Source organism: Pararcticibacter amylolyticus, from assembly GCF_003130405.1.
GTDB classification, from domain to species: domain Bacteria; phylum Bacteroidota; class Bacteroidia; order Sphingobacteriales; family Sphingobacteriaceae; genus Arcticibacter; species Arcticibacter amylolyticus.
Map to the genome: position 1 here is coordinate 83,624 of NZ_QEAS01000005.1, position 24,203 is coordinate 107,826.

The 24,203-nt window shown below is 44.5% G+C and carries 18 protein-coding genes; 12 read left to right on the forward strand and 6 right to left on the reverse strand.

Going from position 1 to position 24,203, the window contains the following annotated elements:
• Nucleotides 1-22 precede the first annotated feature (22 nt).
• The 10 genes from DDR33_RS07585 (at nt 23) to DDR33_RS07630 (ending at nt 15,404) form a co-directional block, all read left to right on the forward strand.
• Nucleotides 23-2,356, forward strand: coding sequence for an alpha-L-rhamnosidase-related protein (locus DDR33_RS07585; RefSeq protein WP_109415174.1), 2,334 nt, complete (start codon nt 23-25; stop codon nt 2,354-2,356).
• Between the two features lie 12 nt (nt 2,357-2,368).
• Nucleotides 2,369-3,307: a prolipoprotein diacylglyceryl transferase gene (locus DDR33_RS07590; RefSeq protein WP_109415175.1), complete on the forward strand. Its 939-nt coding sequence runs from the start codon at nt 2,369-2,371 to the stop codon at nt 3,305-3,307.
• 83 nt (nt 3,308-3,390) lie between these two features.
• A complete protein-coding gene (locus DDR33_RS07595; protein ID WP_109415176.1) occupies nt 3,391-5,598 on the forward strand; it encodes a GH92 family glycosyl hydrolase in 2,208 nt (735 codons plus the stop codon).
• Nucleotides 5,599-5,642: 44 nt separating this feature from the next.
• A complete protein-coding gene (locus tag DDR33_RS07600; RefSeq protein WP_109415177.1) occupies nt 5,643-6,752 on the forward strand; it encodes a glycoside hydrolase family 130 protein in 1,110 nt (369 codons plus the stop codon).
• Nucleotides 6,753-6,763: 11 nt separating this feature from the next.
• A complete protein-coding gene (locus DDR33_RS07605) occupies nt 6,764-9,421 on the forward strand; it encodes a glycoside hydrolase family 2 protein (protein ID WP_109415178.1) in 2,658 nt (885 codons plus the stop codon).
• 41 nt (nt 9,422-9,462) lie between these two features.
• Nucleotides 9,463-10,881 carry an MGH1-like glycoside hydrolase domain-containing protein gene (locus DDR33_RS07610; protein ID WP_109415179.1) on the forward strand — a complete coding sequence of 473 codons (1,419 nt, stop codon included), beginning with the start codon at nt 9,463-9,465 and terminating at the stop codon, nt 10,879-10,881.
• A gap of 46 nt (nt 10,882-10,927) precedes the next feature.
• Entirely contained in the window at nt 10,928-11,764 is an 837-nt protein-coding gene (locus DDR33_RS07615; protein ID WP_109415180.1) for an alpha/beta hydrolase, read from the forward strand.
• A 60-nt stretch (nt 11,765-11,824) separates the two neighbouring features.
• Nucleotides 11,825-12,997, forward strand: a complete 1,173-nt coding sequence (locus DDR33_RS07620) for a DUF4185 domain-containing protein (RefSeq protein WP_109415181.1) — start codon at nt 11,825-11,827, stop codon at nt 12,995-12,997.
• A 104-nt stretch (nt 12,998-13,101) separates the two neighbouring features.
• Nucleotides 13,102-14,286 carry an L-fucose:H+ symporter permease gene (gene fucP, locus DDR33_RS07625; protein WP_317047427.1) on the forward strand — a complete coding sequence of 395 codons (1,185 nt, stop codon included), beginning with the start codon at nt 13,102-13,104 and terminating at the stop codon, nt 14,284-14,286.
• Nucleotides 14,287-14,366: 80 nt separating this feature from the next.
• Nucleotides 14,367-15,404: a LacI family DNA-binding transcriptional regulator gene (locus DDR33_RS07630; RefSeq protein ID WP_238387710.1), complete on the forward strand. Its 1,038-nt coding sequence runs from the start codon at nt 14,367-14,369 to the stop codon at nt 15,402-15,404.
• 59 nt (nt 15,405-15,463) lie between these two features.
• Here the strand turns inward: DDR33_RS07630 and bla are convergent, their stop codons facing one another.
• The 4 genes from bla to DDR33_RS07650 form a co-directional block, all read right to left on the reverse strand.
• Nucleotides 15,464-16,354: a class A beta-lactamase, subclass A2 gene (gene bla, locus DDR33_RS07635; RefSeq protein WP_109415184.1), complete on the reverse strand. Its 891-nt coding sequence runs from the start codon at nt 16,352-16,354 to the stop codon at nt 15,464-15,466.
• A gap of 2 nt (nt 16,355-16,356) precedes the next feature.
• Nucleotides 16,357-17,085 carry a CPBP family intramembrane glutamic endopeptidase gene (locus DDR33_RS07640; RefSeq protein ID WP_109415185.1) on the reverse strand — a complete coding sequence of 243 codons (729 nt, stop codon included), beginning with the start codon at nt 17,083-17,085 and terminating at the stop codon, nt 16,357-16,359.
• A 76-nt stretch (nt 17,086-17,161) separates the two neighbouring features.
• Entirely contained in the window at nt 17,162-17,740 is a 579-nt protein-coding gene (locus tag DDR33_RS07645) for a Crp/Fnr family transcriptional regulator (RefSeq protein ID WP_109415186.1), read from the reverse strand.
• 78 nt (nt 17,741-17,818) lie between these two features.
• Complete coding sequence (locus DDR33_RS07650) at nt 17,819-18,220, reverse strand: DoxX family protein (protein WP_109415187.1); 402 nt, start codon at nt 18,218-18,220, stop codon at nt 17,819-17,821.
• Between the two features lie 434 nt (nt 18,221-18,654).
• Here DDR33_RS07650 and DDR33_RS07655 point away from each other — a divergent pair, with 434 nt between their 5' ends.
• Both DDR33_RS07655 and DDR33_RS07660 read left to right on the forward strand, forming a co-directional pair.
• Entirely contained in the window at nt 18,655-20,958 is a 2,304-nt protein-coding gene (locus DDR33_RS07655) for a glycoside hydrolase family 3 C-terminal domain-containing protein (protein ID WP_109415188.1), read from the forward strand.
• A 26-nt stretch (nt 20,959-20,984) separates the two neighbouring features.
• A complete protein-coding gene (locus tag DDR33_RS07660) occupies nt 20,985-22,100 on the forward strand; it encodes an alginate lyase family protein (RefSeq protein ID WP_202913678.1) in 1,116 nt (371 codons plus the stop codon).
• A 57-nt stretch (nt 22,101-22,157) separates the two neighbouring features.
• Here DDR33_RS07660 and DDR33_RS07665 read toward each other — a convergent pair whose 3' ends face one another.
• Nucleotides 22,158-22,529, reverse strand: coding sequence for a response regulator (locus DDR33_RS07665; protein WP_109415189.1), 372 nt, complete (start codon nt 22,527-22,529; stop codon nt 22,158-22,160).
• Nucleotides 22,519-24,081, reverse strand: coding sequence for a PAS domain-containing sensor histidine kinase (locus DDR33_RS07670; protein ID WP_109415190.1), 1,563 nt, complete (start codon nt 24,079-24,081; stop codon nt 22,519-22,521). The genes DDR33_RS07665 and DDR33_RS07670 overlap by 11 nt, the downstream gene beginning before the upstream one ends.
• Nucleotides 24,082-24,203: the final 122 nt, after the last annotated feature.

Here is a 24,203-nt window from a genome sequence, read left to right on the forward strand (position 1 = left end):
TGTAAAGCGGATTTAAAACCAGATGAAACGTTTACTCAGGAGTTTTTTTACCATTGTTATCATATTAACAGGAAACCTGGCTTATAGCCAGTCTAAATGGCATGCCGAATGGATCGCAGCAAAAAATATTACCGGGAACGAATACGGGGTTTATCATTTTCGTAAAACTGTAGACATCCCTTCCAAACCGTCATCTTTCATTGTTTATGTATCGGCTGACAACCGTTATAAATTATATGTCAATGGAAAGCTGGTATCGCTGGGTCCTGCCCGTGGCGATAGTTATTCCTGGAACTATGAAACTGTTGATCTGGCCCCTTACCTTATTGCCGGAAGCAATACAGTGTCAGCCCTTGTTTTTAACGAGGCGGAGTTCAGGCCTGAAGCTCAGATTAGTTTTCGTACCGGGTTCATTCTGCAGGGCAGATCGTCTACTGAGGAGATCCTGAATACGAATAATACATGGAAATGCATCCGGAATATGGGCTACAAGCCGGTCCCTGGTTATTTTTTTGCAGCAAGTAAAGGGGAAATGGTCGATATGAAGCAAACGGTTAAGGGTGACTGGACTTCAAATCATTATGATGATGCCTCCTGGCCTGCTACTGAAAAAGTAGCTGATGGAAGACCAAAGGGTAAGGCGTGGGGAACTGAATGGGCGCTGGTTCCGTCAATCCTGCCTGCAAGGGAAATGTCTTATCTCAGAATTCCGCAATTAAGAAGTGCCACTGGTGTAAAAGTGCCTTCAGCTTTTCCGGCAAAAAAAGCTCCGTTCACAATCCCTGCCAATACAACGGCTGTCCTGTTGCTTGACCAGACCTATGAAACAAATGCTTACGTTACGCTAAATTTTAGCAGAGGAAAGGATGCGGGAATTTCCATCGGCTATGCCGAAACTCTTTATGACAAGGGTAGTAACGGAAGGCGAAAAAGCAACCGGAATGAAGTAGAAGGGAAAGAGTTTATAGGGCGGATTGATAGCCTGATCGCTGACGGGACTGATGACCAATCCTTCACTACCCTGAACTTTCGTACTTATCGTTATGTTCGTCTCATAATCCATACTAAGAACGAGCCTTTGGTCATTCAAGACCTTTACGGGACTTTTACAGCTTATCCTTTTAAACGGGTAGCGGTGTTCGACTCTCAGGATGCCGGAATCAGGCAGATACTCGACATTGGCTGGCGTACAGCGAGGTTAAATGCCTGGGAGACTTATATGGATTGCCCCTATTACGAACAGCTGCAATATATCGGTGATACTCGTATTCAGGCTATGATTTCTTACTTCAATACAGATGATGACCGGCTGGCCAGGAATGCCATTATCCAGATTGACCACTCACGTTTGCCGGAAGGGGTCACAAGAAGCAGCTATCCAACAAAGGGCACACAGGTAATACCTCCGTTTTCTTTGTGGTACATCGGGATGTTACACGATTTCTGGATGTACCGTAACGACCCGGATTTTGTCAAAGGTAAACTTATGGGAGTCCGGGGTGTGCTTGACTTTTTTTCCAGATATCAGCAAGCGGATGGATCATTGAAAGATACACCGTACTGGACCTTTGTTGACTGGGCGGGTAACCTCGCCGGAGAAGTCAGGGGGTCAGACGGCAGTGCCGCAATTCATGATCTGCAGCTCTTGTTAGCCTATCAATGGGCCGCCCAAATGGAGGCGAAACTTGGCTTGCAGGATTATGCGTCCATCTACGGTCAAAAAGCCGCGCAGCTAAAGAATACCATCCAGCAGAAATACTGGGATCCGGGCAGAAAGCTGTACGCTGATACAAAGGAAAAGACGGGATTCTCCCAGCACGTCAATTCACTGGCTATACTTGCCGGCATCGTAAGCCCTGATGATATGCAGGCAGTTGCTGAAAGTATGTTGAAGGACAAAAGTTTAACACAGTGCACCGTTTACTTCAAATACTACCTTAACCAGGCACTTGTAAAGGCTGGTCTTGGAAATGATTATATGCAGTGGCTGGATATCTGGCGTCAGAATATCGCCCTGGGAATGACAACCTGGGCAGAAGATTCCAGTCTGGAAACTGTTCGCTCTGAATGTCATGCCTGGGGAGCAAGTCCGAATATTGAGTTTTTCAGAACTGTATTAGGAGTGGACAGTGATGCTCCGGGATTCAGCAAAGTGAGAATCAAACCCCATTTGGGCTCGCTGACTAAAGTAAGAGGGCTGGTTCCCCACCCGGAGGGAACCGTAGCCGTCAGTTCCCATTTGCAAGGAGATAAATGGAAAATCAATATCAATCTTCCATCTGGAATTACTGGTGTTTTTGAGTGGGGAGGGAAGAGCTACGGGCTTCAATCAGGTACAAATTCTTTCGTGATCTAATTCTCTAATAGTATGTTTCCAACTTTGTCTCATCTTATTAAGTATCTGACAGGCCTGGATGTTAAGATCCCGGGACAAACATTCGGATTATTTGTTGTACTGGCCTTTGTTGCCTCCTGTTATGTCTTCAGGCTGGAATTCATCCGGAAGGAGCGTTTGGGTATAGTCAAGCTGTCGCCTTCACGCATCAGGCCGGGAAAGCTGGAGCATCCGTTTCAGTTGATGGATAAGTTGCTCTTATGGGCTGCAATCTGGGGATTCATAGGAGCAAAGCTTTTCAGTTGCCTGGAAAAGCCGGCACTTTTTTTCAAAGATCCTATAGACATGTTTTTTTCCGCTGAAGGCTGGACTTTTTACGGAGGCCTCATATTTGGGGCAATCTCTTATCTTGTTACAGGATTCAGGTATGGCATGCGTTTAATAGACCTTGCAGATATAGGATCGCCGGGTATGCTTGTAGCGTATGGGGTGGGCCGGATAGGATGTCATCTCTCCGGAGATGGTGACTGGGGAAAAGTAAACCTGAATGCTAAACCCATTACCTGGCTGCCGGACTGGATGTGGGCTACCACTTATCCTCATAACGTCTTAAAGGAGGGAGAGTACATCCCCGGCTGCAGGGAAGAGTTTTGTTCTCAGCTTCCGCAGCCTGTTTATCCCACCTCTCTTTATGAAGCGCTGATCATTCTGTTCCTGTTTTTGCTTTTATGGACTTTTAAAGACAGACTGCAAATCCCGGGGCTGATGTTTTCACTGTACCTTGTTATAAATGGAGGTGAGCGGCTTTTGATCGAGCAGATCAAGGATAATCTGAATTATCATATAGCGGGTTTCTCTTTTTCTCAGGCCGAACTGATCGGTGCATTTATGTTCATATCAGGACTGGTTGGTTTAGCCATACTGTTTCTAACCAAATTCTCCTTCCAACCTAATGAAGAAAAACAGAAATAAAAGAATTGTTTCACCGTATGCGTTGTGCTAAATCGATTTTATTGATATATTCGTATTCTATTTATAAACTTAAAAAAACTCCGATGATTTTCTTTTCGAAACCGGTTTCCCCTGATACGAAACTTCCATTAAGAAAAATATTGTCACTTATTCTGATCGGCTCTGCCACGTTAGCCCATTCCCAGTCCAACAAGAGTGTTGATTACGCCAATGTTGTAAATACTCAAATTGGTTCTAAAGGAAAAGGGCACGGGAAGCATGAGCAATACCTCGAGGCCGGATATACATTTCCCGGTGCCATGTCGCCGTTTGGGATGGTTCAGTTTACCACCACATTTTTTAATGAGGACCGTGGTTTTGTCATCAATCAAATGAGTGGGGCGGGCTGTGAACACATGGGAAATATGCCGCTTATTCCTTTAGACGGAGCATTGAAAGTGTCGCCGGATTCCATGACAACCTTCAGACCTGGATTTAAGATTCTGCGTTCTGTTGCCGGATACTATAAGTCTGAAAGTAGCCAAGGGGTAGTTTCCGAGCTTGGTGTTACTACCCGTACAGGGATGGGCCGGTTTAGTTTTACAAATAATCAGGGCACTATTATCATAGGAACCGGGATAAATGCAACAAAGGTTTCGGAAGCCAGTGTTAAGATCACCAGTTCGAAAAGCTTTGAGGGCTATGCCGACGGAGGCCAGTTCTGCGGTGCTCCAGCCAATTATAAGCTTTATTTTGTAGCTGAATTCAGCGAACCTGCAAGTGCCTATGGCACCTGGGAAGGAGCCAGTCTCCGGCCCTCAGTTAAAGCGGCTGAGGGAGAAAATTCCGGAGTGTATTTTACTTTCAATACGCAGGTAAAGAAGAAAGTTTTATACAAGGTGGGAGTTTCGTATGTTTCTCTTGAAAATGCACGTCAAAATCTCAAATCGGAAAACAATGCATGGAATTTTGATGCAGTGGTTTCTAAAACGCAGGCTGCGTGGAATAAATGTCTTGGCAAAATAGAAGTAAGTAAACCTGCTGAAGCAGTACAGTTTTATACGGGCCTTTATCATGTTTTTACTCATCCGAATATTTATAACGATGTTAATGGCGAGTATATCGGAGCCGACTACAAGGTTCATAAGGTAAGCAGCGGGAATTATTATACTGCTTTTAGTAACTGGGATACTTATCGCACCCAGGTACAGCTCATTGCCATGTTGTTTCCCAGGGCGACTTCCGATATGATGAACTCTGTTATCACATTTGCTGAACAGGCCGGAGGAGGATTTCCAAGATGGGTATTAAACAGCACGGAAACCGGAATCATGCAGGGAGACCCGACTTCGATATTAGTCGCTAATGCTTATGCTTTCGGCGCTAACCGCTTCGATTTGAGTAAGGCTTTGAAAATTATGCGGCGGGGTGCCGAAGATCCGGAAACAAAGTCCCAGAAAGAACTAACCCGGCCGATGCTGAAGCAGTATCTCGAAAAAGGCTATATGAATGCCTCCATGATGCTGGAATATACTTCGGCCGATTTTTCTATCGGCCAGTTCGCTTTGCAGGCTTTTAAGGATTCCAGCCTCTACCGCCGCTACCTGAAACGTGCCCAATACTGGAAAAATTTGTATAATCCTGAAACTACCTGGCTGCGGTCACGAAACGAAGACGGAAGCTGGAAGTCTTATAACGAGGACTGGAGGGAATTGAGTTATAAGGGCTATTTCTGGATGATCCCCTATAACTGGAAGGCGTTAATTGATACCATTGGGGGAAAAGAGGTGGCAGAGAAGAGGCTTGATGGATTCTTTAGCAAGCTGAATGCAAACTATCATGAAGAGTGGTTTGCCTCCGGAAACGAACCGGATTTTCAGGTGCCATGGGCATATAACTGGACCGGGCAGCCTTATAAAACGCAGCATGTAGTAAAGCGGATTATAAAAGAACAATATTCTAACCGTCCTAACGGCCTTCCGGGAAACGACGATCTGGGAGCCATGGGAGCTTTTTATGTCTTTGCAAATATCGGGATGTTCCCGGTGATTCCGGCTGTGGGTGGTTTTTCTGTAAACAGTCCCTCTTTCGGGGAGATTAAGGTACATCTCGCAAAGGGAACACTGGTTATTAAAGGCGGCAATCCCGACAAAACCTACATTAATGATCTTCAGCTGAATGGAAAACCGCTTAATGGTACCTGGATTTCCTGGAAGGAAATTGAAAACGGGGGGACATTAACTTTCAAATTGTCTGATGTCCCCAATAAAACCTGGGGAACACAGACCGCGCCACCTTCGTTCGATTATTAATACGTACGCATACTTAATTCACGCACACTTAATTAAAGTATTTTATGAAAAAGTTATTACTGGTATGGCTGTTACTTTGGGCGGTTTCTTCTAATGGACAAGTATTACCTGACTGGGCTTTAGGCCCTTTTGTCAGACCCGAAAACGTGAATCCCGTCATATCTCCAAAAGCGTCTTCCGTGTTTAACTGTCCCATGCTTGATAAACTGGTTGCGTGGGAGGTTAATGATACCTTTAATCCGGCTGCCGCGGTGAGGGACGGAAAGATCTACGTGCTTTACCGGGCGGAAGATAAAAGGGGGGTAGGAATAGGCCAGCGTACATCAAGGATCGGTCTTGCCGAAAGTTCCGATGGGTTTAAAATGAGGCGAAATGAAGAGCCTGTTTTCTTTCCCGGCAAGGATAAGGAGAAAGAGCATGAATGGTTTGGCGGCTGCGAAGATCCGAGGGTGGCGGCAACGGAAGACGGACGTTTCGTCATGCTGTATACTATGTGGAATAATAAAGTGCCGAGATTGGGAGTAGCGGTTTCAAGAGACTTGAAGAACTGGACAAAGTATGGCCCTGCATTCAGGAAGGCCTATGACGGAAAGTTCTATAATATGGCTACTAAATCGGCCTCCATTGTGACGAAACTCACAGATAAGGGTCAGGTTGTTACGAAGATAAAAGGACAATATTGGATGTACTGGGGGGAAGAAAATGTTTATGGGGCTACATCTGAAGATCTGATAAACTGGAAGCCGCTTGTTGACGGGGAGGGAAAACTTGTGAAGCTGATGTCTCCCCGCCCTGGTTATTTTGATAGTCAGTTGACGGAGTGCGGGCCTCCTGCCATTGTTACAAAAAAAGGGATTGTATTACTCTACAACGGAAAGAATCATGCTTCAGACGGGGATAAGGCGTATACAGCAAACGCTTATTGCGCAGGACAAGCACTCTTTGACCTGAATGATCCTGCAAAACTGGTTTCTCGTTTAGACAAACCGTTTCTTGTTCCTTCAGAACCTTTCGAGAAGAGCGGCCAGTATCCGGCCGGTACGGTGTTTATTGAAGGCATGGCGTATCTGAAGAATACCTGGTATTTATATTACGGATGTGCAGATTCGCGTGTAGGGGTAGCCGTTTATAGACCTGACGGACTTAAGCTTTAACAGACTTAGTAATGAGTAATCAATTAAAAGGAATCTGCCTGTCTTTCGCCATGCTGTTGATGCACCAGGTGGTATTTTCGCAAAGCCGGTATAAACAGCTGAAGTGGAAGACTGCTCCCGAAAGTGATGTGCCCGGGGTATCGGTACTTTCATCGCCGCAGTTTAATACCGATAAGTGGGTAGAAGCAATTGTTCCCGGTACAATATTTCATTCCTATGTAGTCGCGGGCAAAGAAAAAGATCCGGATTATGGTGAAAACATATATCAGGCAGATCATTCGAAATACAACAAACCGTACTGGTATCGCACAGAGTTTTCCGGTAAAGATTTTTCGAAGGGGAAACAGGTCTGGCTGAACTTTCACGGAGTGAATAAAAGAGCCGATATCTTTCTGAATGGTAAACCTGTTGGCAGTATAGCGGGCTTGATGAGAAGAGCTAAGTTTAATATCACTCAGCAATTAAACAGAGATATCAATGTTTTGCTGGTGCTTGTTGTTCCGCCTCTTTACAAGGCCACTCATGGGCAGGGCCTGGCGAACAGGGAAGCACCTACGTATCTGAGTAGTGCCGGCTGGGACTGGATGCCCGCGGTTCCGGGTTATAATAGCGGGATTACAGACAGTGTAACCATTAGCATGACGGGGAATGTTTCGGTGGAAGATCCATGGATTAAAACAGCTCTGCCGGATAAACAACGTGCCGATCTTACAGTTGAGGCTAACCTGCGAAACGTGGCCAGCCACCCGGTTTCCGGAGTTTTAAGCGCAACCATCTCTCCCGGAAATATAAAGGTAAACCGGCTCGTTACGTTAGAAGCGGCCAGCACGAAGAGTGTTTCTTTTAGTAAGGAGGCTTTTCCCCAGCTTTCAGTTAAAAAACCCAAACTATGGTGGCCAAACGGATATGGCGGAAAATCCGACGGCACGCAGCATCTCTATACGTGCAAACTTGAGTTCAGAGAGAATGGTGAGAGCTCAGATGCCGTAGCAAAAACTTTTGGAATCCGGAAGGTAAGTGCAGATACGACCTCTCTGAACGGGCCAGTACAATTGTATGTAAATGATGTTCCAATCCTGGTAAAAGGGGGAAACTGGGGAATGTCGGATTATATGCTCAAGGTGAGAGGTAAGGATTATGAGCCAAGAATCAGATTTCATAAAGAAATGAATTATAACATGATCCGCAACTGGACCGGCGAAGTTACCGATGAGGATTTTTATGATTATTGCGACCGGTACGGGATTATGGTATGGGATGATTTTTGGCTGAACAACTTCGGGCCGATCGATAGCCTCGAAGTATTCAGGGTAAACGCTGTTCAAAAAGTGAAGCGCTTAAGGAATCATCCCTCTATTGTCATCTGGTGCGGGGCCAATGAAGGAGTTCCGGGCGGAGATCCTGAAGGGGCTTTGAATATGGCGATAAAAAATGCCGTAAGAGAAAATGACCTGACTGATAAATTATATATTCCACGTTCAAATGCCGGGATCACGAATCCCAACTTTTCGATTAAGGGCGGTAGCCGGAATTTATCAGGCAGTGGTTTATGGGGTAACGTTGACCCCCGGACATACTTTACGGACCCGCATAATGGTTACCTGTTTTCAAAAGATAGCTGGGGAATGCGCAGTGAGCTTGGGATGGCCACTTTCGTAAATGTGGAGAGCTTTAAGAAGTTTATGCCAAAGGAATATTGGCTTCCTCCAACTCCTGAAGCCGTTGACAGCAAAACAAATATGTGGGCCAGGCACTTTTTCAGCACTCATGGTGAACTGGGGGGAGGAGCGACACCGGTGAGGTATATTCAGGACATCAACCAAAGCTATGGTCCTTCAAAGTCCCTGGATGACTTCTGCAGGAAAGCGCAGCTTCTCAATCTGGAGACGATGAAGGCAATGTATGAGGCATGGAACGATCACATGTGGAAGGATGCTTCCGGAATGCTGATCTGGATGAGCCAGTCGGCCTATCCAAGCATGATATGGCAAACGTATGATTACTACTTCGATTTAACCGGCGCCTATTTTGGAGCAAAATCGGCATGCGAACCCATTCACATTCAGTGGAACCCGGCAACCAGTTCTGTGAAAGTAATCAATAACAAACCTTATATGCTAAGGCAGGTGCTTGCGGAAGCCGAAGTGTATAAACCAGACGGCAGGAAGGTCGCTTCTTATGGCAAGAGAAGGGTACTGGATGTGCCGGCTACTTCTGCTGCAGAAGCCTTTATCGCTTTTAAAGAGGGGGACGAGTCCAGTTTTTCAGACGTTTATTTTTTGAAGCTTAAGCTGAAGGATAAAAGGGGAAAGCTCTTGTCTGAAAATTTCTATTGGATTGGTCGTAAGTATCAGGATTATAAAGTGCTAAACGACCTTCCCTCCGTCAACGGGATGCTGATCGTCAGTAAACCAAAGGTAAATACCGCAGTAAACAAGATAAATAAGGTGTTAAACTACAGAGTAACGAACCATTCGGTGAAGTCAGCCGCTTTTGGTATAAGAGCACAGTTGCTCCGGGAAGATGGCAGTCAGATCTTGCCTGCGATTATCAGCGACAGCTATTTTACGTTGATGCAGGGTGAATCGAAAGAGCTGAGCATAGAAGTTGATCCCAGCCTGTTAGCATCCGGATATAAGCTTGCTTTAAGCCCTTACAACGATAGATAAACTGTCAGGAAATTCACAAATATCATATATCACTACTTCAAATGAAATATTTTAGAAAGAAATGGACCAGAATCTTTGTATTCGGAATCCTGACAGTTGCGTCCTTCCATTCTTATTCACAGACAATTGTTTCGGATAATAAAGAACTGGAAAAAGCTTTTAGTCTTGCCATAAAGGTAGTGGAAGGGAATGTACGGGACGGAATATTGGCGGCAGGCGGGGACTATGGCGGAGAATGGACCAGGGACATTGCTATTAATTCATGGAACGCTGCCAGTCTTTTATGGCCGCAGGTAGCGGAGAAGTCGCTCTGGAGTGTTACCATTAATAGAGATACTATCGGTCATCAATACTGGGATAAGATTATCTGGTCAATTGCAGCGCTTCATCATTATTATGTGAACGGCGACAGGATGTTTTTGAAGCAGGCTTTTATCTGCAGTAAAAACACGATGAAGCAGTTAGAAGATACTCAGCTCGATCTGCATTCCGGTCTTTTTATGGGCCCCTCAGTTTTCAACGACGGCATTGCCGGTTATCCTGAACCCATTTTTGACCCCGGGAACCTGTCGACTTTTGTTCTGGATCACCCAAATTCCCACCGGATTAAATGTCTTAGTACCAATGTAACTTATTATGCGGCTTATAAGGCTCTGGAAAAAATGAGTCAAATCCTTGGAGTACATGAAGAAGGAACGTTTCGTAAAAAAGCGGTACATCTCAAAGACAACATTCTCAAAAAACTGCATAACACCAATACTTTTAGTTATCTGTTAGATCACAACGGCAAAGCCGATCGGTCACAGGAGGGGCTCGGTATTGCATTTGCCGCCCTTTTTGATATTCCCGATATAAAAAAGGCAAAGGCAGTTATTGCTAAAGCTCACGTTTCCAAATTTGGAATCCCTTCTATCTATCCGGATTTTCCGAGATACTCACCTGATACTCCGGGGCGCCATAATAACATTATATGGCCGATGGTCAATGGATTTTTTGCAAAGGCGGCAATTCATACCGGAAATTACCACCAGTTTGAGCATGAATTGAACAGTCTTACACACCTGGCAATAGATAAAGATAAGGGCAACATGGATTTCCGTGAGATATATAGTCCCTATACCGGAGCCGCTTTCGGAGGTTGGCAGAGTAATCAATTAACACCTTCCTGTAAAAGACAAACCTGGTCGGCTACTGCTTATATTGACATGGTGCTCTATGGAGTGGTCGGTATGAGGTTTAATGATGCTGAGGGAATAACTTTCAAACCGTTTATGCCTGCAAATATTTCGAAGATTCAAATTAACGATCTTAAATACCGTAATCGGTACCTGAATATTTCGGTGGAAGGCCGCGGAGCAAAACTTAAGAATATGTATGTAAACGGGGTGAAAGCAGCGAGCTCTGCTATCGGACACTTTCCTCTGGAAAAGAATGATATCAGGATCGAGATGACATTGTGATTGATGTGATCCATCTATTAACAGCTACACTAACTATTTTGAATTTATGAATAAAAAAATCAGCATTTTCCTGGTCCACTTCATCGTGCTTTCCTTTAAACTGGACGCGGCGACTGTAGATACTGTTTCTGTCTATAGTGAGAGTATGCATAAGAGCATAAAAGATGTAGTTATCAGACCTGCAGGGTACAATTCCTCTCAAAAATATCCTGTATTATATCTGCTGCATGGATATAGCGGGAACTATAGCGACTGGATAAAGAAAGACTCCGAACTGCCCCGATTGGCAGACGAATACGGAATGTTAATCGTTTGTCCTGATGGCGATTTTGCAAGCTGGTATTTTGATAGCCCTGAAGAGAAAGGTTCCCGGTATGAAACTTACATTGCTAAAGAGCTGGTGACTTATATTGATAAACATTACCCGACTGTAAACAATCGTGCCGGCCGGGCCATCACAGGGTTAAGCATGGGTGGACATGGGGCACTCTACCTGGCGTTCAGGCATCAGGATGTATTTGGAGCTGCCGGCAGTATGAGTGGCGGGGTAGATCTTCGTCCTTTTCCTGACAGTTTCGGACTTGATAAGGTTCTGGGTGAGTACAGCCGATATCCGGAAAGGTGGGAACAAAACAGCATCGTGAATATGCTTCATATGATTAAGAGTAATTCGCTCGCTTTAACTTTCGACTGCGGTGCCGACGACTTCTTTTGCCTGTATAATAATCAGTTGCACGAAAAACTCCTGGAACGCAAAATACCTCATGACTATACCTCCCGCCCGGGCGGTCACTCGTGGGAGTACTGGTGTAATTCAATAAAGTACCAGGCGATGTTTTTTAGCACCTTTTTCAACTCAACCAACAAGATGAAAGCAGGTTGAGATCCCCGCTGCATTCTTTTCAGCATCGTATCCTGAAAAAATAATTATCTTGATCTCTTTATGAAAAGATTAATTGCAATCGTCATAGTTCTTTCTTTTTGCAGCCAGTTATTTGCGCAGAAAAAAGATCTGAATTATTTGAAGTATTCGGTAGAAGAGGCGCCTGAATGGTCCGCACTTTTCAGGCGCAATTCAGGCTGGTTCGGAGGAGATGGGATTTACACTATTCCACTGAATTCCCCCGAAAATAAATCCGCAGGTCAGGGCACTCAAACGCTTTTCCTATTTAGCGATTCAATGATTGGGACCATTAAAAGCGATTCGCTCCGGGACGGCTTTAGGATGATCCACAATTCAGTTGCAATATTGAATGGAAACAGTCCATTGTCTGAGAATATGAAATTTAACTGGAAGCGAAATTCAAAAGGAGATGCCGAATCTGTATTTGAACCCAGTACTCCAAAAACGCAAAAGGGAGATTATTATTGGTTAGGGGATGGTTTTATAAACCGAACACTGAATAACACTCTGTATATATTTGGCTATCGGATTCATAATGTTTCTGAGGAAGCTTTCGGTTTCAGAGAAATCGGGAATACACTGATCAAAATACCGGCGGGTTCCAATCCTCCGTTCTCTGATTATCAGCAAATGGATACCCCTTTCTTTTTACAGGACGGAGATAATGATATAGGCTCTTTTGGAGCGGGGATTTTTGATAATACAAAAGGCTCGGGGGCTCCTTCTCCTGATGGTTACGTTTATATCTACGGTGTAAGGGGGAGGTCGAAGAACCTGCTGGTAGCCCGTGTAAAGCCCGGAGATTTTGAGCGTTTTGGGCAATGGCGTTTCTGGGATGGTAAAGCTTGGAACGCAAACATTCACAAAGCTGCAGCCGTGACCGATGGTGTTTCAAATGAATTGAGTGTGTCCCCCTTGCCTGATGGCCGGTTTGCACTTGTATTCCAGTTGGGTGGGATAGGAACTACGGTTGGCTTGCGTTTAGGTGCCAGCCCGGCGGGGCCATTTGGGCCTGTTATTAAGATTTGGGATAGTAGTAAAGATGCGGAGGAGAAGACTTACATCATGTATAACGCCAAGGCACACCCCAGTTTGTCTGCTCCCGGAGAGCTTCTGATTAGCTACAACGTTAACTCTGTAGATTTTATAAAGGACCTTAAAAGGAACCCATATCTTTATCGTCCCCGGTTTATCAGGGTGAAGTTGCTTTAATTCATTCAGACGAATTGATCGTAGAATTTTTGCATCTTTACTAACCTTTTATGAATTCGCGCGCCAATTTTCTAGAAAAGAGATACCGAACGGTTTTTTCATTTGTGGTTACTCTGTTTTTCTTCTGGGGGGTAGCCCTTACATTAGGGGACGTTTTAAACAGACATTTTCAGGCCGAGTTAAATGTTTCGAAATCCCGTTCCGGGTTAGTTCAACTGGCGATGTTCGGTGCTTATGCAGTAATGGGTATCCCTGCAGGGATTTTTTTGAAAAGGTTTGGTTATAAAAAAGGTATATTACTTGGATTGTTTCTGTACGCAAGCGGAGCCTTTTTATTTGTTCCTGCTGCTGATGCGCGATCGTTTAATTTTTTTCTTCTTGCTTTATTTATCCTGGCATGCGGATTAGCTACCCTGGAAACGGTGGCTCATCCCTTAGCTGCTGTGCTTGGTGAGGAAAGTACTAGTGATCGTCGTATTAATTTTTGTCAGGCTTTTAACGGTTTAGGCGGCGTTATAGGTCCGGCTATTGGTAGCTTTTTTATATTGAAAACTTCCGGTAGCGATCAGTCGGATCTATTAGCTGTCAAGAACCTTTATCTTGTTATAGGGTTTGTTATTCTATTGGCGGGAATGGTGTTTTTTTTCGTACGCGTTCCTTCTTCATTAAATAGTCATACGGAAGATACCAGGGATTCTTTACCAGATAAGAATAACCTGCGTGATAAAAGGCTATTCTCTCAGAACCATTTCCTGTTTGCCGTAATCGCTCAGTTTTTTAACGTGGCAGCACAGGGAGGAACCTGGGCCTACTTCATCAATTATGGTCACGAAGTGATGCAGTTTACAGATGAGAAAGCGGGATATTTTTTTTCATTAAGTATCGCAATGCTAATGGCAGGGAGGTTTGTTGGCACTGCTTTAATGCGATTTATAACTCCCTTTCACCTGCTGGCTATATTTGCATTGGCGAATGTTGTCATGTGTCTCATAGTTGCGCAGGGGGCCGGGTGGGTGTCATTTGCTGCCTTATTATCCATCAACTTCTTTTTCAGCATTATGTTTCCCACGATCTTCAGCCTTGGCTTGAAGAATCTGGGGAAGGATGTGCAGCAGGCATCCTCGTTCCTTGTTATGGGAGTAGTAGGGGGAGGGCTTTTTCCTCCTCTGATGGGCTTGATAGCTAACCATAGTGTGACTAAGGCATATTACCTGCCCATCATTTGTTATCTTGTTGTTTTTGCTTTTGGTTTTTTCTATCCGCGGCTGGTTGAAAGAGCAAAAGTTTGAGAGTTAAAAGGTAATCCTGGTACATCTATACACCATGGCAGCGCCTTATTTTTTTAAAGTATATTTAATAAAAAACAATAGTGAAGAAGTTATCAATTGCAGATATTGCTAACCAGCTTAATGTTTCTAAAAGTACAGTGTCATTTGTTCTTAATGGAAGAGCGGAAGAAAAGAGGATCAGTAAAGAACTGGTAAACCGGGTAGAGAAATTTGTCAAAGAAGTTGGCTATACTCCCAGTCCAATAGCGCGCGGACTACGAACGGGTAAGTCTAATATTATTGGTTTAATGGTTGAGAGTATTTCGGACCCTTTTTTTGCCGATATAGCTAAACTAGTGGAGAGCACTGCCTATAAAAAAGGCTACCGGATCCTTTATTGCAGTACAGATAACGACACCGAAAAAACACGGGCGCTCATTGAGGTTTTCCGGGAAAGAAACGTGGACGGCTGTATTATTTCTCCGCCGGTAGACGTTGGTAGCGAAATTAATGCTTTAATAAAGGCAGGCATGCCTGTTGTGTTGTTTGACCGGAACTTACCTGATGCCGGCGCTGATTATGTTGAAATAAACAACGAGTCCAGTGCGTTTAATGCTATCAGGCTGTTTATAGATCAGGGCTTCAAAAACATCGCATTTATCACATTCTCCTCTTTACAAACGCAGATGCTGGGCCGCTTATCCGGATATAAATCAGCGATCGGGCAGGAGGGAATGGAAGCTCATGTTCTGGAAATTGATTATAATCCCGACGAGGACAGTATGATAAAGACTGTGAACGAGTATTTTAGTAAGAATAAGAATATTGACGCTGTCCTTTTCGGCGCAGTTCAGGCTGGAATTTGTGGATTAAAAGCTCTGACCCAATTGGGCTTGAAGATACCCGAGGACGTGGCGGTGATCTCATTTGACGATCATGACGTTTTTAAATTGTTTGCTCCTCCAATTACTGCCATAGCTCAGCCAATTGAAGAAATTGCCGGTCGTATTATCAGCCTTTTGCTGGAAAGGCTGAACCCCGGACAAAGTCATTCCCAGTCACAAAAAATAGTCCTGAACACCGAGTTTAAATTAAGACGTTCGCATGTAAACAAACATCTGCTTTTAGGGAAAGTGTGAATATTAGTCCTGGTTAAAAACACCTGACCTGAACGGGAGCTGGCAACACCTGTATGATATTACCGGCGTCCCGCGATGCCTGAAGTGTAATAGTCCCAGGCCGCTTTCGCGATATCTGCTATTATTTCTTCTCCGTCTTTATACCTTTCGGTCGTGTTGTGAACAAATACAGAGATGATGAAATAATTTCCATCCGGAAGCTTTACAATCCCGATGTCGTTTATGGCCCCTGTAAGTCCTTCTTTATTGGTAAAAGAACTTCCTGTCCTGTGGGCTACCTCTGTTTCTTTCGGTAGTTTACCTTTAATTCTGTTCAGGCCTACCGATGTTTCCACCAGCATTTCATAGAGCAATTTCGTTGACTTCCTGCTCAGGATTTTTCCGTTGTAAAAATCATCAAGCAGGCGCGTCGAAAAATTAGGGGTGGTAGTGTTCAGAAATTGTGCGTCCCAGCTTTTGTGCATTTCTTCTTCATTGTTTTTGATAATGAAGGAGGGATCATTCAGGAAGTTCGAAATCGCTCTTACGCCCCCTGCCAGCCTGATCAAGAGGTCGCCCAGATTATTGTCGCTATGAGAAACAGTCCAGCGTAGTGCTTCTTCCAGAGTGATCTGGATATCACCTTTCGGATACTTCTCTCTGAAGGGGCTCCATGTATCTTCCAATAACTCGTCTTTTCGTACAAAAATCTTTTGCTTCAGGGAAAGTTGCTTGTTGTCAACTTTATTTAAAACGGCCAGAGCTATATGGAATTTGAAGATGCTGATCATAGGATAGTGCTGATTCCCACGTATATCCATGGTTTCTCCGGTTCCTGAACTCTGGATTGAAACGCCGATATCGGCTTTTTTAGTAGAGATTATTTGTTCAACCCGCTGTTTAAGATCGGTCTGTGCGAAAATTTGAGCGGTAGCTAACAGGGAAAGCAGTGTGAAAAATAGCCTTGTCATTTTTAATGTTTCTCAGCAGAGGTAAATTTATTATCAGAAATGCCCCGGTTAGCTGCTATAGTTTTATAGTTCCGGTTATACCAGATAATGAAACTGATCCAGATGGCCAGCAATACCGCAATTAATATTAATTCTGTTCTGTGCAGGCCATGCCTGAAAAAATTGTTCAGCGAATGGAGGCCGGCCACTGCAAGCAGCGAACAGGTGCTGCTGTACACTTTGCCTATTCCCCAGGTGCCGAAGAACAGAATGCCAAAGAAAATTAAGTTAGTGATGGTCCCTTCAAAGTTCAGATGCCAGACAAACCAGAGCACCGTGATGATGCTAATAGCTTGAAATTTTGGTAAGTGTTTTAGCTGTTCCTGCAAGAATCCACGCCAGCCAATCTCTTCGAGCAGGCCGTACACAAGAACGGTGAAGAGCAGCAATACCGGGAATTTACTTTCCTGGATACTGCTTACTGTGCCTATCAGTACTACGGGTAATATCCAGAAGATCACGAACGGTAAAAGTATATTATTATAGTTGCCTTTCAGTGAAAATCGAACCGGTATGCGGAATGCTTTGACGGCCACCCAGGCTCCTATAGCGGGGCCGCATCCCCGCAGCAGTATTATCAGATACCCGTTGTCTGTAAAATTAAGAAGGGTTGTTTTAACTGCCAGATAGCGAAACAGAACAGCAATTATATAAAACAAGATAATGCCCTTAATGTGGGTCTTTTTTTTCATGTCTTGAGTTTTGGAATTTGAGCGCCTAAAAATAGCGATAACAGGCTTATGTAAAATTGACGATAGGTAAGTTTTGTTATTCAACAAGTCTTTTCCTGAGCCTGCTCAAGCTTTCTGCCGTCAGTCCCAAATAAGATGCGATAATCTTGAGTGGCGTACGCTTAAAAATTTCAGGGCGTTGTTTGATCAATCTGAGATAGCGTTCCTCCGGGCTTAGAGTCAGAAGGTTGATCTGCTCCTGCTGCTTGCATAAAAACATACTTTCGGAGATGCTTTTGCCGATCCGTAAACCGATTTCATTGCGTGAATATAGCTCGTTTAAATCACGACAGCTGACAGACCACAGGGTGCAATCCTCCAGAGCTTCTGTTTTGATGCCTGAAGGTTGTTGTTTGAGGAAAGAGTAGTAATCGGTCATAAAACTGTTTTCGTACAGCAGGTTGATACAGATGTTTTTTTTGCCATTCCATACAAAGAGTCCTGCAGAGCCGGTAACAATGATATTCAGATACTTTTCGATTTCATCGTAGTCTTTGATGATTTCATTTTTCCCGAACTGCCGGATGATGATCTTCCTGGAAAATGTTTCCCAGATACTTAGTTCAGCATCGTAGTACGGAGCAAAAATTTGCTGGAGCTGTTGTGGTGTGGGCATTCGGTTTTGTTTTGCATTTTTTGACTATGCTAACGACGTCTCTGACAAACAGCTTTTATGGCAGGCATGACGGTCTGTTTATTTTTTTACAAGAGGGAAAATTTCCCTTAAACGATTGTTTCGAAGCCAGATGCTTGCCCACATCAATACTGCTATATATACGGGAAACAGCATATGACTGAATAAAGGACTGTCTATACGTACTTGCGATGCGACCGCTCCACCAAGATGGGCTGTTAGCAGAACAGCACCTAAGATCCTGGTTCGGGGCATGATGAAAAGAATGGTAGATATAAGGGCTGTACAGCCGAGAATCAGAATATGATACTCCTTGTAGCCCAGTTCATTTACGGTAGTCCGGATCACTGGTTGGGGCTTGATAAATTTGATAATGGCGTCGAATAACATAAATAAAACGACTAACCAATGCATGATGATGCCTGTAAGGCGGCTCGTTTTTGAGATTTGATTGTTTTCCATGATACCGTTGTTATTGGGAATAAGTAAAGCGATCATTCAGCACTCCGGATTTGCAGCATCTTTTCATTGCCGGAGCTTCCACAGCATCAATACCGGGTGAAGCTTCTTCATTATTCCGGCTGAGCTTGCAGCAAAATTACTAATTGAAAACCTTGTTTGGAAATAGCTTAAACTCTATCGCTATCCCACCGGTATAGCTGATCAGAAAAGAAATAAAATCCAACACTTGTAATGTATTCTCTGAGAGTTGTGGGAACGGTTCCATTTTACGGGATCGTTCCCAGATAAAACAGGTTCTTTTTTGTCACGTTCTGCGGGAGTTGCTGTCTATTTTAGCCCAAATGATTCACTATTGCTGACATTTACTCTCTGCATGGGAGCTGGTTTTCCACTCTTTATATGTTGCACAGGTGTTCAGTAAGTAAACTATTAAAATGAAGTCATATACATTTTTTCTTTTTGCGTTGCTCTTATTCTCTTTTGCTGCTCAGGGACAAACGAATGCTCCTCAGTTAGGAAAGAATACAGTCAAAGAGGTAATTGCAGCGATGACGATTCAGGAGAAAGCGCAGTTGGTTGTTGGCGCCACCGAACTGAAAAAGGCATCTTCAGCAGATACCGGGACGACTATCGGTTTTACAGAACAGAAAGTGCCGGGAGCAGCAGGAATTATGGCTGCCATTCCCCGTCTTGGTATTCCTGCGCTTATTGTGAGTGACGGACCTGCCGGAGTGCGTATCAACGTTGTCCGTAAAACTGATAAGAGCAGGAGGTATTATGCTACTGCCTTTCCCGTAGGAACGTCATTGGCATCTACCTGGGATACTGAGCTGGTGGAAGAAGTGGGGCGTGCCTTCGGAAATGAGGTAAGGGAATACGGAATAGATATCCTTTTAGCTCCCGGTATGAATATCCACCGGAATCTGCTTAATGGGCGGAACTTTGAGTATTATTCTGAGGATCCCCTGATATCCGGAAAAATGGCGGGAGCCATTGTCCGGGGAATCCAGTCGAACGGGGTAGGAACCTCTATCAAGCATTTTTCGGGGAACAACCAGGAAGCCAACAGGAATGGTGTGAATGTTATTGTATCGGAAAGGGCATTGCGTGAGATTTATCTGAAGGGTTTCAGAATTGCGGTAAAGGAATCGAATCCCTGGACAGTGATGTCATCTTACAACAAGCTTAACGGAATTTTTACTGCCGAAAGTTACGACCTTCTGAGTACAATTTTGCGGGATGAGTGGAAATTTGAAGGGTTTGTCATGTCTGACTGGGGAGGTGGAAGAGACCGTCCTGCTATGATCAGAGCAGGAAATGACCTTATTATGCCGGGAAGGCCCGGACAATCGGATATGATCGTTGCTGCAGTAAAAAATGGGACACTCAGTATGCAGGCCCTGGACAGCAGTGTTGAAAGGATCCTGAATATCATTTTAAAATCCCCCACTTTCAATAAGCGTCCTTATTCTGACAAGCCGGATTTAAAAGCACACGCTGAAGTAGTAAGAAGGGCAGGGGCCGAAGCCATGGTACTTCTGAAGAATGAAAGGCAGACACTGCCCTTCGGCAGTAAAGTCAAGAGTATTGCTGTTTTTGGGAATACCTCATTCAAAACAATAGCCGGAGGCTGGGGAAGCGGCGATGTGAATAAAGCATATGTGATTTCGGTAATAAAGGGGATCGGCAATGCCGGTTACAAACCGGATGCGGACCTTAAAAGGGATTATCTGCGATACTTTACGAAAGATTCTGCAGATCAAATGGCCGCAGGGGCGAAATGGCCAAAGGCAGCACCGGAACTGATGCTACAGGATAGTGTGATTTTTAAAAAAGCGGAAGAGTGTGATATCGCAGTGCTAACAATAGGAAGAAATTCGGGAGAGACCTCTGATCGTGATCTGGAAAAGAATTATCATCTACTGCCTGCCGAGATTGCACAAATGAATAAAATTGCAGCTGCTTTCCACGCACGGGGGAAGAAACTGGTGATCGTTCTGAATGTTGCCGGAGTAATTGATATGAAAGGCTGGAAGGAGAGTGCGGATGCCATTCTGCTTGCCTGGCAGCCCGGCCAGGAAGCGGGAAACTCGGTCGCTGATGTTTTGAGCGGAAAGGTGAATCCTTCCGGAAAACTGGCCACTACCTTCCCGGTGAATTATGAGGATATATCATCGGCAAAAAACTTCCCGGGAACACCAGTTGAGAAACCGTTGAATGTGACCTATCAGGAAGGTATTTATGTGGGATACCGGTATCACGATACGTTTAAAGTACCGGTAAGCTACGAGTTTGGCTACGGTCTGTCTTACACGAAATTTGCTGTTACAGACTTTAGACCAGGCAGGCCATCTGCGAATGGTAACTTTGAAGTGACTTGCAGGGTTAAGAATACCGGAACCGTAGCCGGGAGGCAGGTTGTGCAGCTGTATGTTTCTGCGCCGGTTAAAAACCTGGATAAACCAGCCCAGGAACTGAAATCGTTCGCTAAAACCAAATTATTGGCTCCCGGCGAATCCCAGCAGATCCGGTTTTCTATAAAAGGAGCAGATCTGGCATCTTTTTATTCTGACCGGTCTGAGTGGATTACTGACGCAGGAAGGTATGAAGTCCGGATTGGATTCTCTTCAAGAGATATTGAGAAGAAGGGGACTTTTGTTCTGAACGCCAGCATCCCTGTAGAGAAGACTCATAGAGTTTTACAGCCGGTTGAGCAGATTAAAGAATATAAACCATAAATCAGGAAGGCACTTATAATCATACAATGCACACACTCAGATTTCGAATTTTTAATACATTAGCCGCGATACTGGTTGGTATACTGGCGAGTATGCAGCCGGACTTTGTGTTAGCGGCAGGAGCGGCTATGCATCCGCAGGAGCAGATTGATTTTGTGAAAAAGCAGTTAGAAGAAAGGAAAGAACCCTATGTATCGGCTTTTAGCCTGTTAATCCACAGGGCTGATTCCTCATTTTCTATCAGGCACCACGCTGTGGAGGATTTTAGTGTTCCTGGTTTCTACCAGGATAAAGAAGGACATCGCCGGTTATCTGTGGGACTGCAGGTAGATGGGATGTCGGCTTACAGTTGTGCCCTTGCCTGGAAATTCACCGGGAAGAAAAAATATGCAGACAGAGCACTGTATTTTATGAATTCCTGGGCAAAAATGAACAGGAAGTACTCGCAGATGGACGGTTCCCTGGTGATGTCATACTCCGGGACTACGCTTATGATCGCTGCAGACCTTTTGAAGGATTATAAAAGATGGAGAACTGCCGATCAGGAGCAGTTCAAGGTGTGGACTAAAAATGTGTTTCGTCACGCTGCAAACAGTATTCGTTTCCGGGATAATAACTCGGGCGACTGGTCGAGACTGGCGTCAGTGCTGGCGAATGCTTACTTAGATGATGCGGAAGATCTGCAGGAAGATATCCGTCTTATCAAAAAAGATCTTTTTGATAAAATAGCAGAAGACGGCCACATGGTGGAAGAGGTGAAGCGGCAGGGGAATGGGATTTGGTACACTTATTTCTCGCTGGCACCTTTGACGGCATCGATGTGGGTGATTTACAATGAGACGGGTGAAAATTTGTTTTTCGCCGAAAAGAATGGTGCTTCAGTTAAGAAGGCGCTTGATTACCTGTTATACTATAACCAGCATCCTCAGGAATGGAAGTATTTCAAAGATCCGGTAACGGGCAGTGTACATTCTATGTACGGGTTCTGGCCTGCGAATTTACTGGAGGCCATGAGTAATATATATGACAGTGAAGATTATCGCGCGTATGTTGCCCCACATCGCCCTGTTATGTATGGAAAACACGACTATGCCTGGACATTTCCAACATTGATGCCTTTAAGTTTAAACGGATATAAATAGATTTGATAGACTTGTATTTATTCGTGCTAACCCCTCTAAGGGGGCTAGCACGAATTGTCAATCTAAAGTTCCGTTAATAAGGTTTTTTACCTGATTAACGAGTTTATCCAGATCAAATGGTTTGGACACGAAGTCAGTCGCTCCGGCGTTCATTGCAATACTCCTGCCGTCGTTGCTGGCTGATATGACAATGACCGGCAGCTCCCTGGTTGCTGGATTATCACGCAGTGTGCGCAGTACCTGATCGCCGGAAAGTACCGGCATCCACAGGTCGAGCAGCAGCAGGTCCGGGTGCTCCCGGTCAACGATTTGGGCTACATTCAGACTATTTATCTCCGGTATTGTCTCATATCCTTCGTCGCGCAGTACGAGTTCCAGGAGATCCAGTATGCCTTCATCATCATCACAGATCATTATTTTAGCGCGCATCAGTTCCTCCTTCGGATTTGTTCATAGGCAGAGTGAAACTAAATGTGGAGCCTTTCTGCGGCTCGCTTTCTACCCAAAGGGTTCCATAGTGGTTACGGATAATTTCGGCACATATATAAAGGCCGATACCCATGCCGGGAAAGCGTTGTTGGATATCGCCGACCCTGTAAAATCGGTCAAAGATCTTGTTTTGCTCATCCCTCGGGATGCCGACCCCCTGATCGGTGACAGCCAGTTTTACATAATCACTAACAACAGACAGGTGCACATGAATGGTTTTATGGTCGGGTGAATATTTCACAGCATTGCTTAAAAGGTTGGTCACCACTTGAGTGATATGAGATTCATCGCCATTAACGTTTGAATTCGTTTGGCCTGAGATGGTGATCTGGTAGGAACGGCTTCCCTGGCTAAACCCCTCGACTGCTTCGCGAACCATTTGGTCGAAGTCAAACGGCTCTTTATGGAGTTCGATCTTACCAGCCTGTATGCGGGAAACATCGAGCAATTCGCCGATCAGGTTATTCAACCGTTCTACGTACATAGACGTTTTACCCACTGCGCTCTTCAATTTTTCGTCGCTATAATGGGCAGTTAACCGGTTGATGATCTGCACATATCCCTTAATGGTGGTCAGCGGCGTTTTTAGTTCATGACTGGCAATGGACAGGAAATCATCTTTGCGCTGTTCAATAGCCCGTCTGTCGGTAATATCTTCAATAGCGATCAGGATGCGGTCTTTATACTGACCTTCCAGTTCGATGCGGTGCGCATTGAGTAACATAAGCTTTCTGCCGATATGGGGAAAATCATGTGTCACTTCGAAATCAGTAACCGGATTATTAGTCGGCAGGATCTGTTCCAGTAATTTTTTTAATTCAGGAATATTCCACTGCCCGTTGCCGAGATCATATAATTTTTTGCCTTCAGTTTCTTCTCGGGAAACCTTAAATGTACGGATGAAGTGATCATTGACGCTAAGTACGTTCAGATCCCGGGAGAGCACCACGAGGCTCTCCCGGACTGTCTGTACAATACTGGATAAATATTCTTCATTTTCTCTCAGGTTGTTGGTTCGTTCTTCGATGCGCCTTTCCATTTTAACCTGATTCGCCTTCAACTCGTCTTCAGCCTTCTTACGCCGGGTAATATCATTCTGAACGCCGATAAAGTAGTTTACTCTACCTTTGCTGTCCCTTATCGGCGACATGTACAGTTCGTTCCAGAACAACGTGCCGTCTTTTCTATAATTGCGGATATCAACCACGAGGTCGCTGCCGTTTTCAATAGCCTCACGCATTTTACTACGGACGGGCTGATCGCGATCTTCTTGTTGTAAAAAGCGGCAGTTATGACCGATGATCTCAGACCGTTTATAGCCTGTTATCTGCTCGAAAGCCCGGTTGCAATAAATGATCGGGTTGTCGGGCTGCTGGTTATCTGTAATGATAATACCAGACAGGGAGGCGTCCAGCGCCTTTGTCAGCAATTCAAAATCCTGTTTGTAAGTGTCATTAGAGAATTTGAATTCTCCTTTGTTTAAGCTATCCAATAGAATATCGCGGTAAATTTAACTTAAGGTAGTAACGCTCTTCAGGCTGATCAGTTTGATCAGAGATCAATTAATTTTCTTAGTTAGAATTCGTTACAAACCTGTACCTGGAAATCTGCTGC

What these genes read in the sequence shown, in the direction of transcription:
- DDR33_RS07585 (WP_109415174.1), top strand. Translation starts at nt 23, where the DNA reads ATGAAACGTTTACTCAGGAGTTTTTTTACCATTGTTATCATATTAACA.
- DDR33_RS07590 (WP_109415175.1), top strand. Translation starts at nt 2,369, where the DNA reads ATGTTTCCAACTTTGTCTCATCTTATTAAGTATCTGACAGGCCTGGAT.
- DDR33_RS07595 (WP_109415176.1), top strand. Translation starts at nt 3,391, where the DNA reads ATGATTTTCTTTTCGAAACCGGTTTCCCCTGATACGAAACTTCCATTA.
- DDR33_RS07600 (WP_109415177.1), top strand. Translation starts at nt 5,643, where the DNA reads ATGAAAAAGTTATTACTGGTATGGCTGTTACTTTGGGCGGTTTCTTCT.
- DDR33_RS07605 (WP_109415178.1), top strand. Translation starts at nt 6,764, where the DNA reads ATGAGTAATCAATTAAAAGGAATCTGCCTGTCTTTCGCCATGCTGTTG.
- DDR33_RS07610 (WP_109415179.1), top strand. Translation starts at nt 9,463, where the DNA reads ATGAAATATTTTAGAAAGAAATGGACCAGAATCTTTGTATTCGGAATC.
- DDR33_RS07615 (WP_109415180.1), top strand. Translation starts at nt 10,928, where the DNA reads ATGAATAAAAAAATCAGCATTTTCCTGGTCCACTTCATCGTGCTTTCC.
- DDR33_RS07620 (WP_109415181.1), top strand. Translation starts at nt 11,825, where the DNA reads ATGAAAAGATTAATTGCAATCGTCATAGTTCTTTCTTTTTGCAGCCAG.
- bla (WP_109415184.1), bottom strand. Translation starts at nt 16,354, where the DNA reads ATGACAAGGCTATTTTTCACACTGCTTTCCCTGTTAGCTACCGCTCAA.
- DDR33_RS07640 (WP_109415185.1), bottom strand. Translation starts at nt 17,085, where the DNA reads ATGAAAAAAAAGACCCACATTAAGGGCATTATCTTGTTTTATATAATT.
- DDR33_RS07645 (WP_109415186.1), bottom strand. Translation starts at nt 17,740, where the DNA reads ATGCCCACACCACAACAGCTCCAGCAAATTTTTGCTCCGTACTACGAT.
- DDR33_RS07650 (WP_109415187.1), bottom strand. Translation starts at nt 18,220, where the DNA reads ATGGAAAACAATCAAATCTCAAAAACGAGCCGCCTTACAGGCATCATC.
- DDR33_RS07655 (WP_109415188.1), top strand. Translation starts at nt 18,655, where the DNA reads ATGAAGTCATATACATTTTTTCTTTTTGCGTTGCTCTTATTCTCTTTT.
- DDR33_RS07660 (WP_202913678.1), top strand. Translation starts at nt 20,985, where the DNA reads ATGCACACACTCAGATTTCGAATTTTTAATACATTAGCCGCGATACTG.
- DDR33_RS07665 (WP_109415189.1), bottom strand. Translation starts at nt 22,529, where the DNA reads ATGCGCGCTAAAATAATGATCTGTGATGATGATGAAGGCATACTGGAT.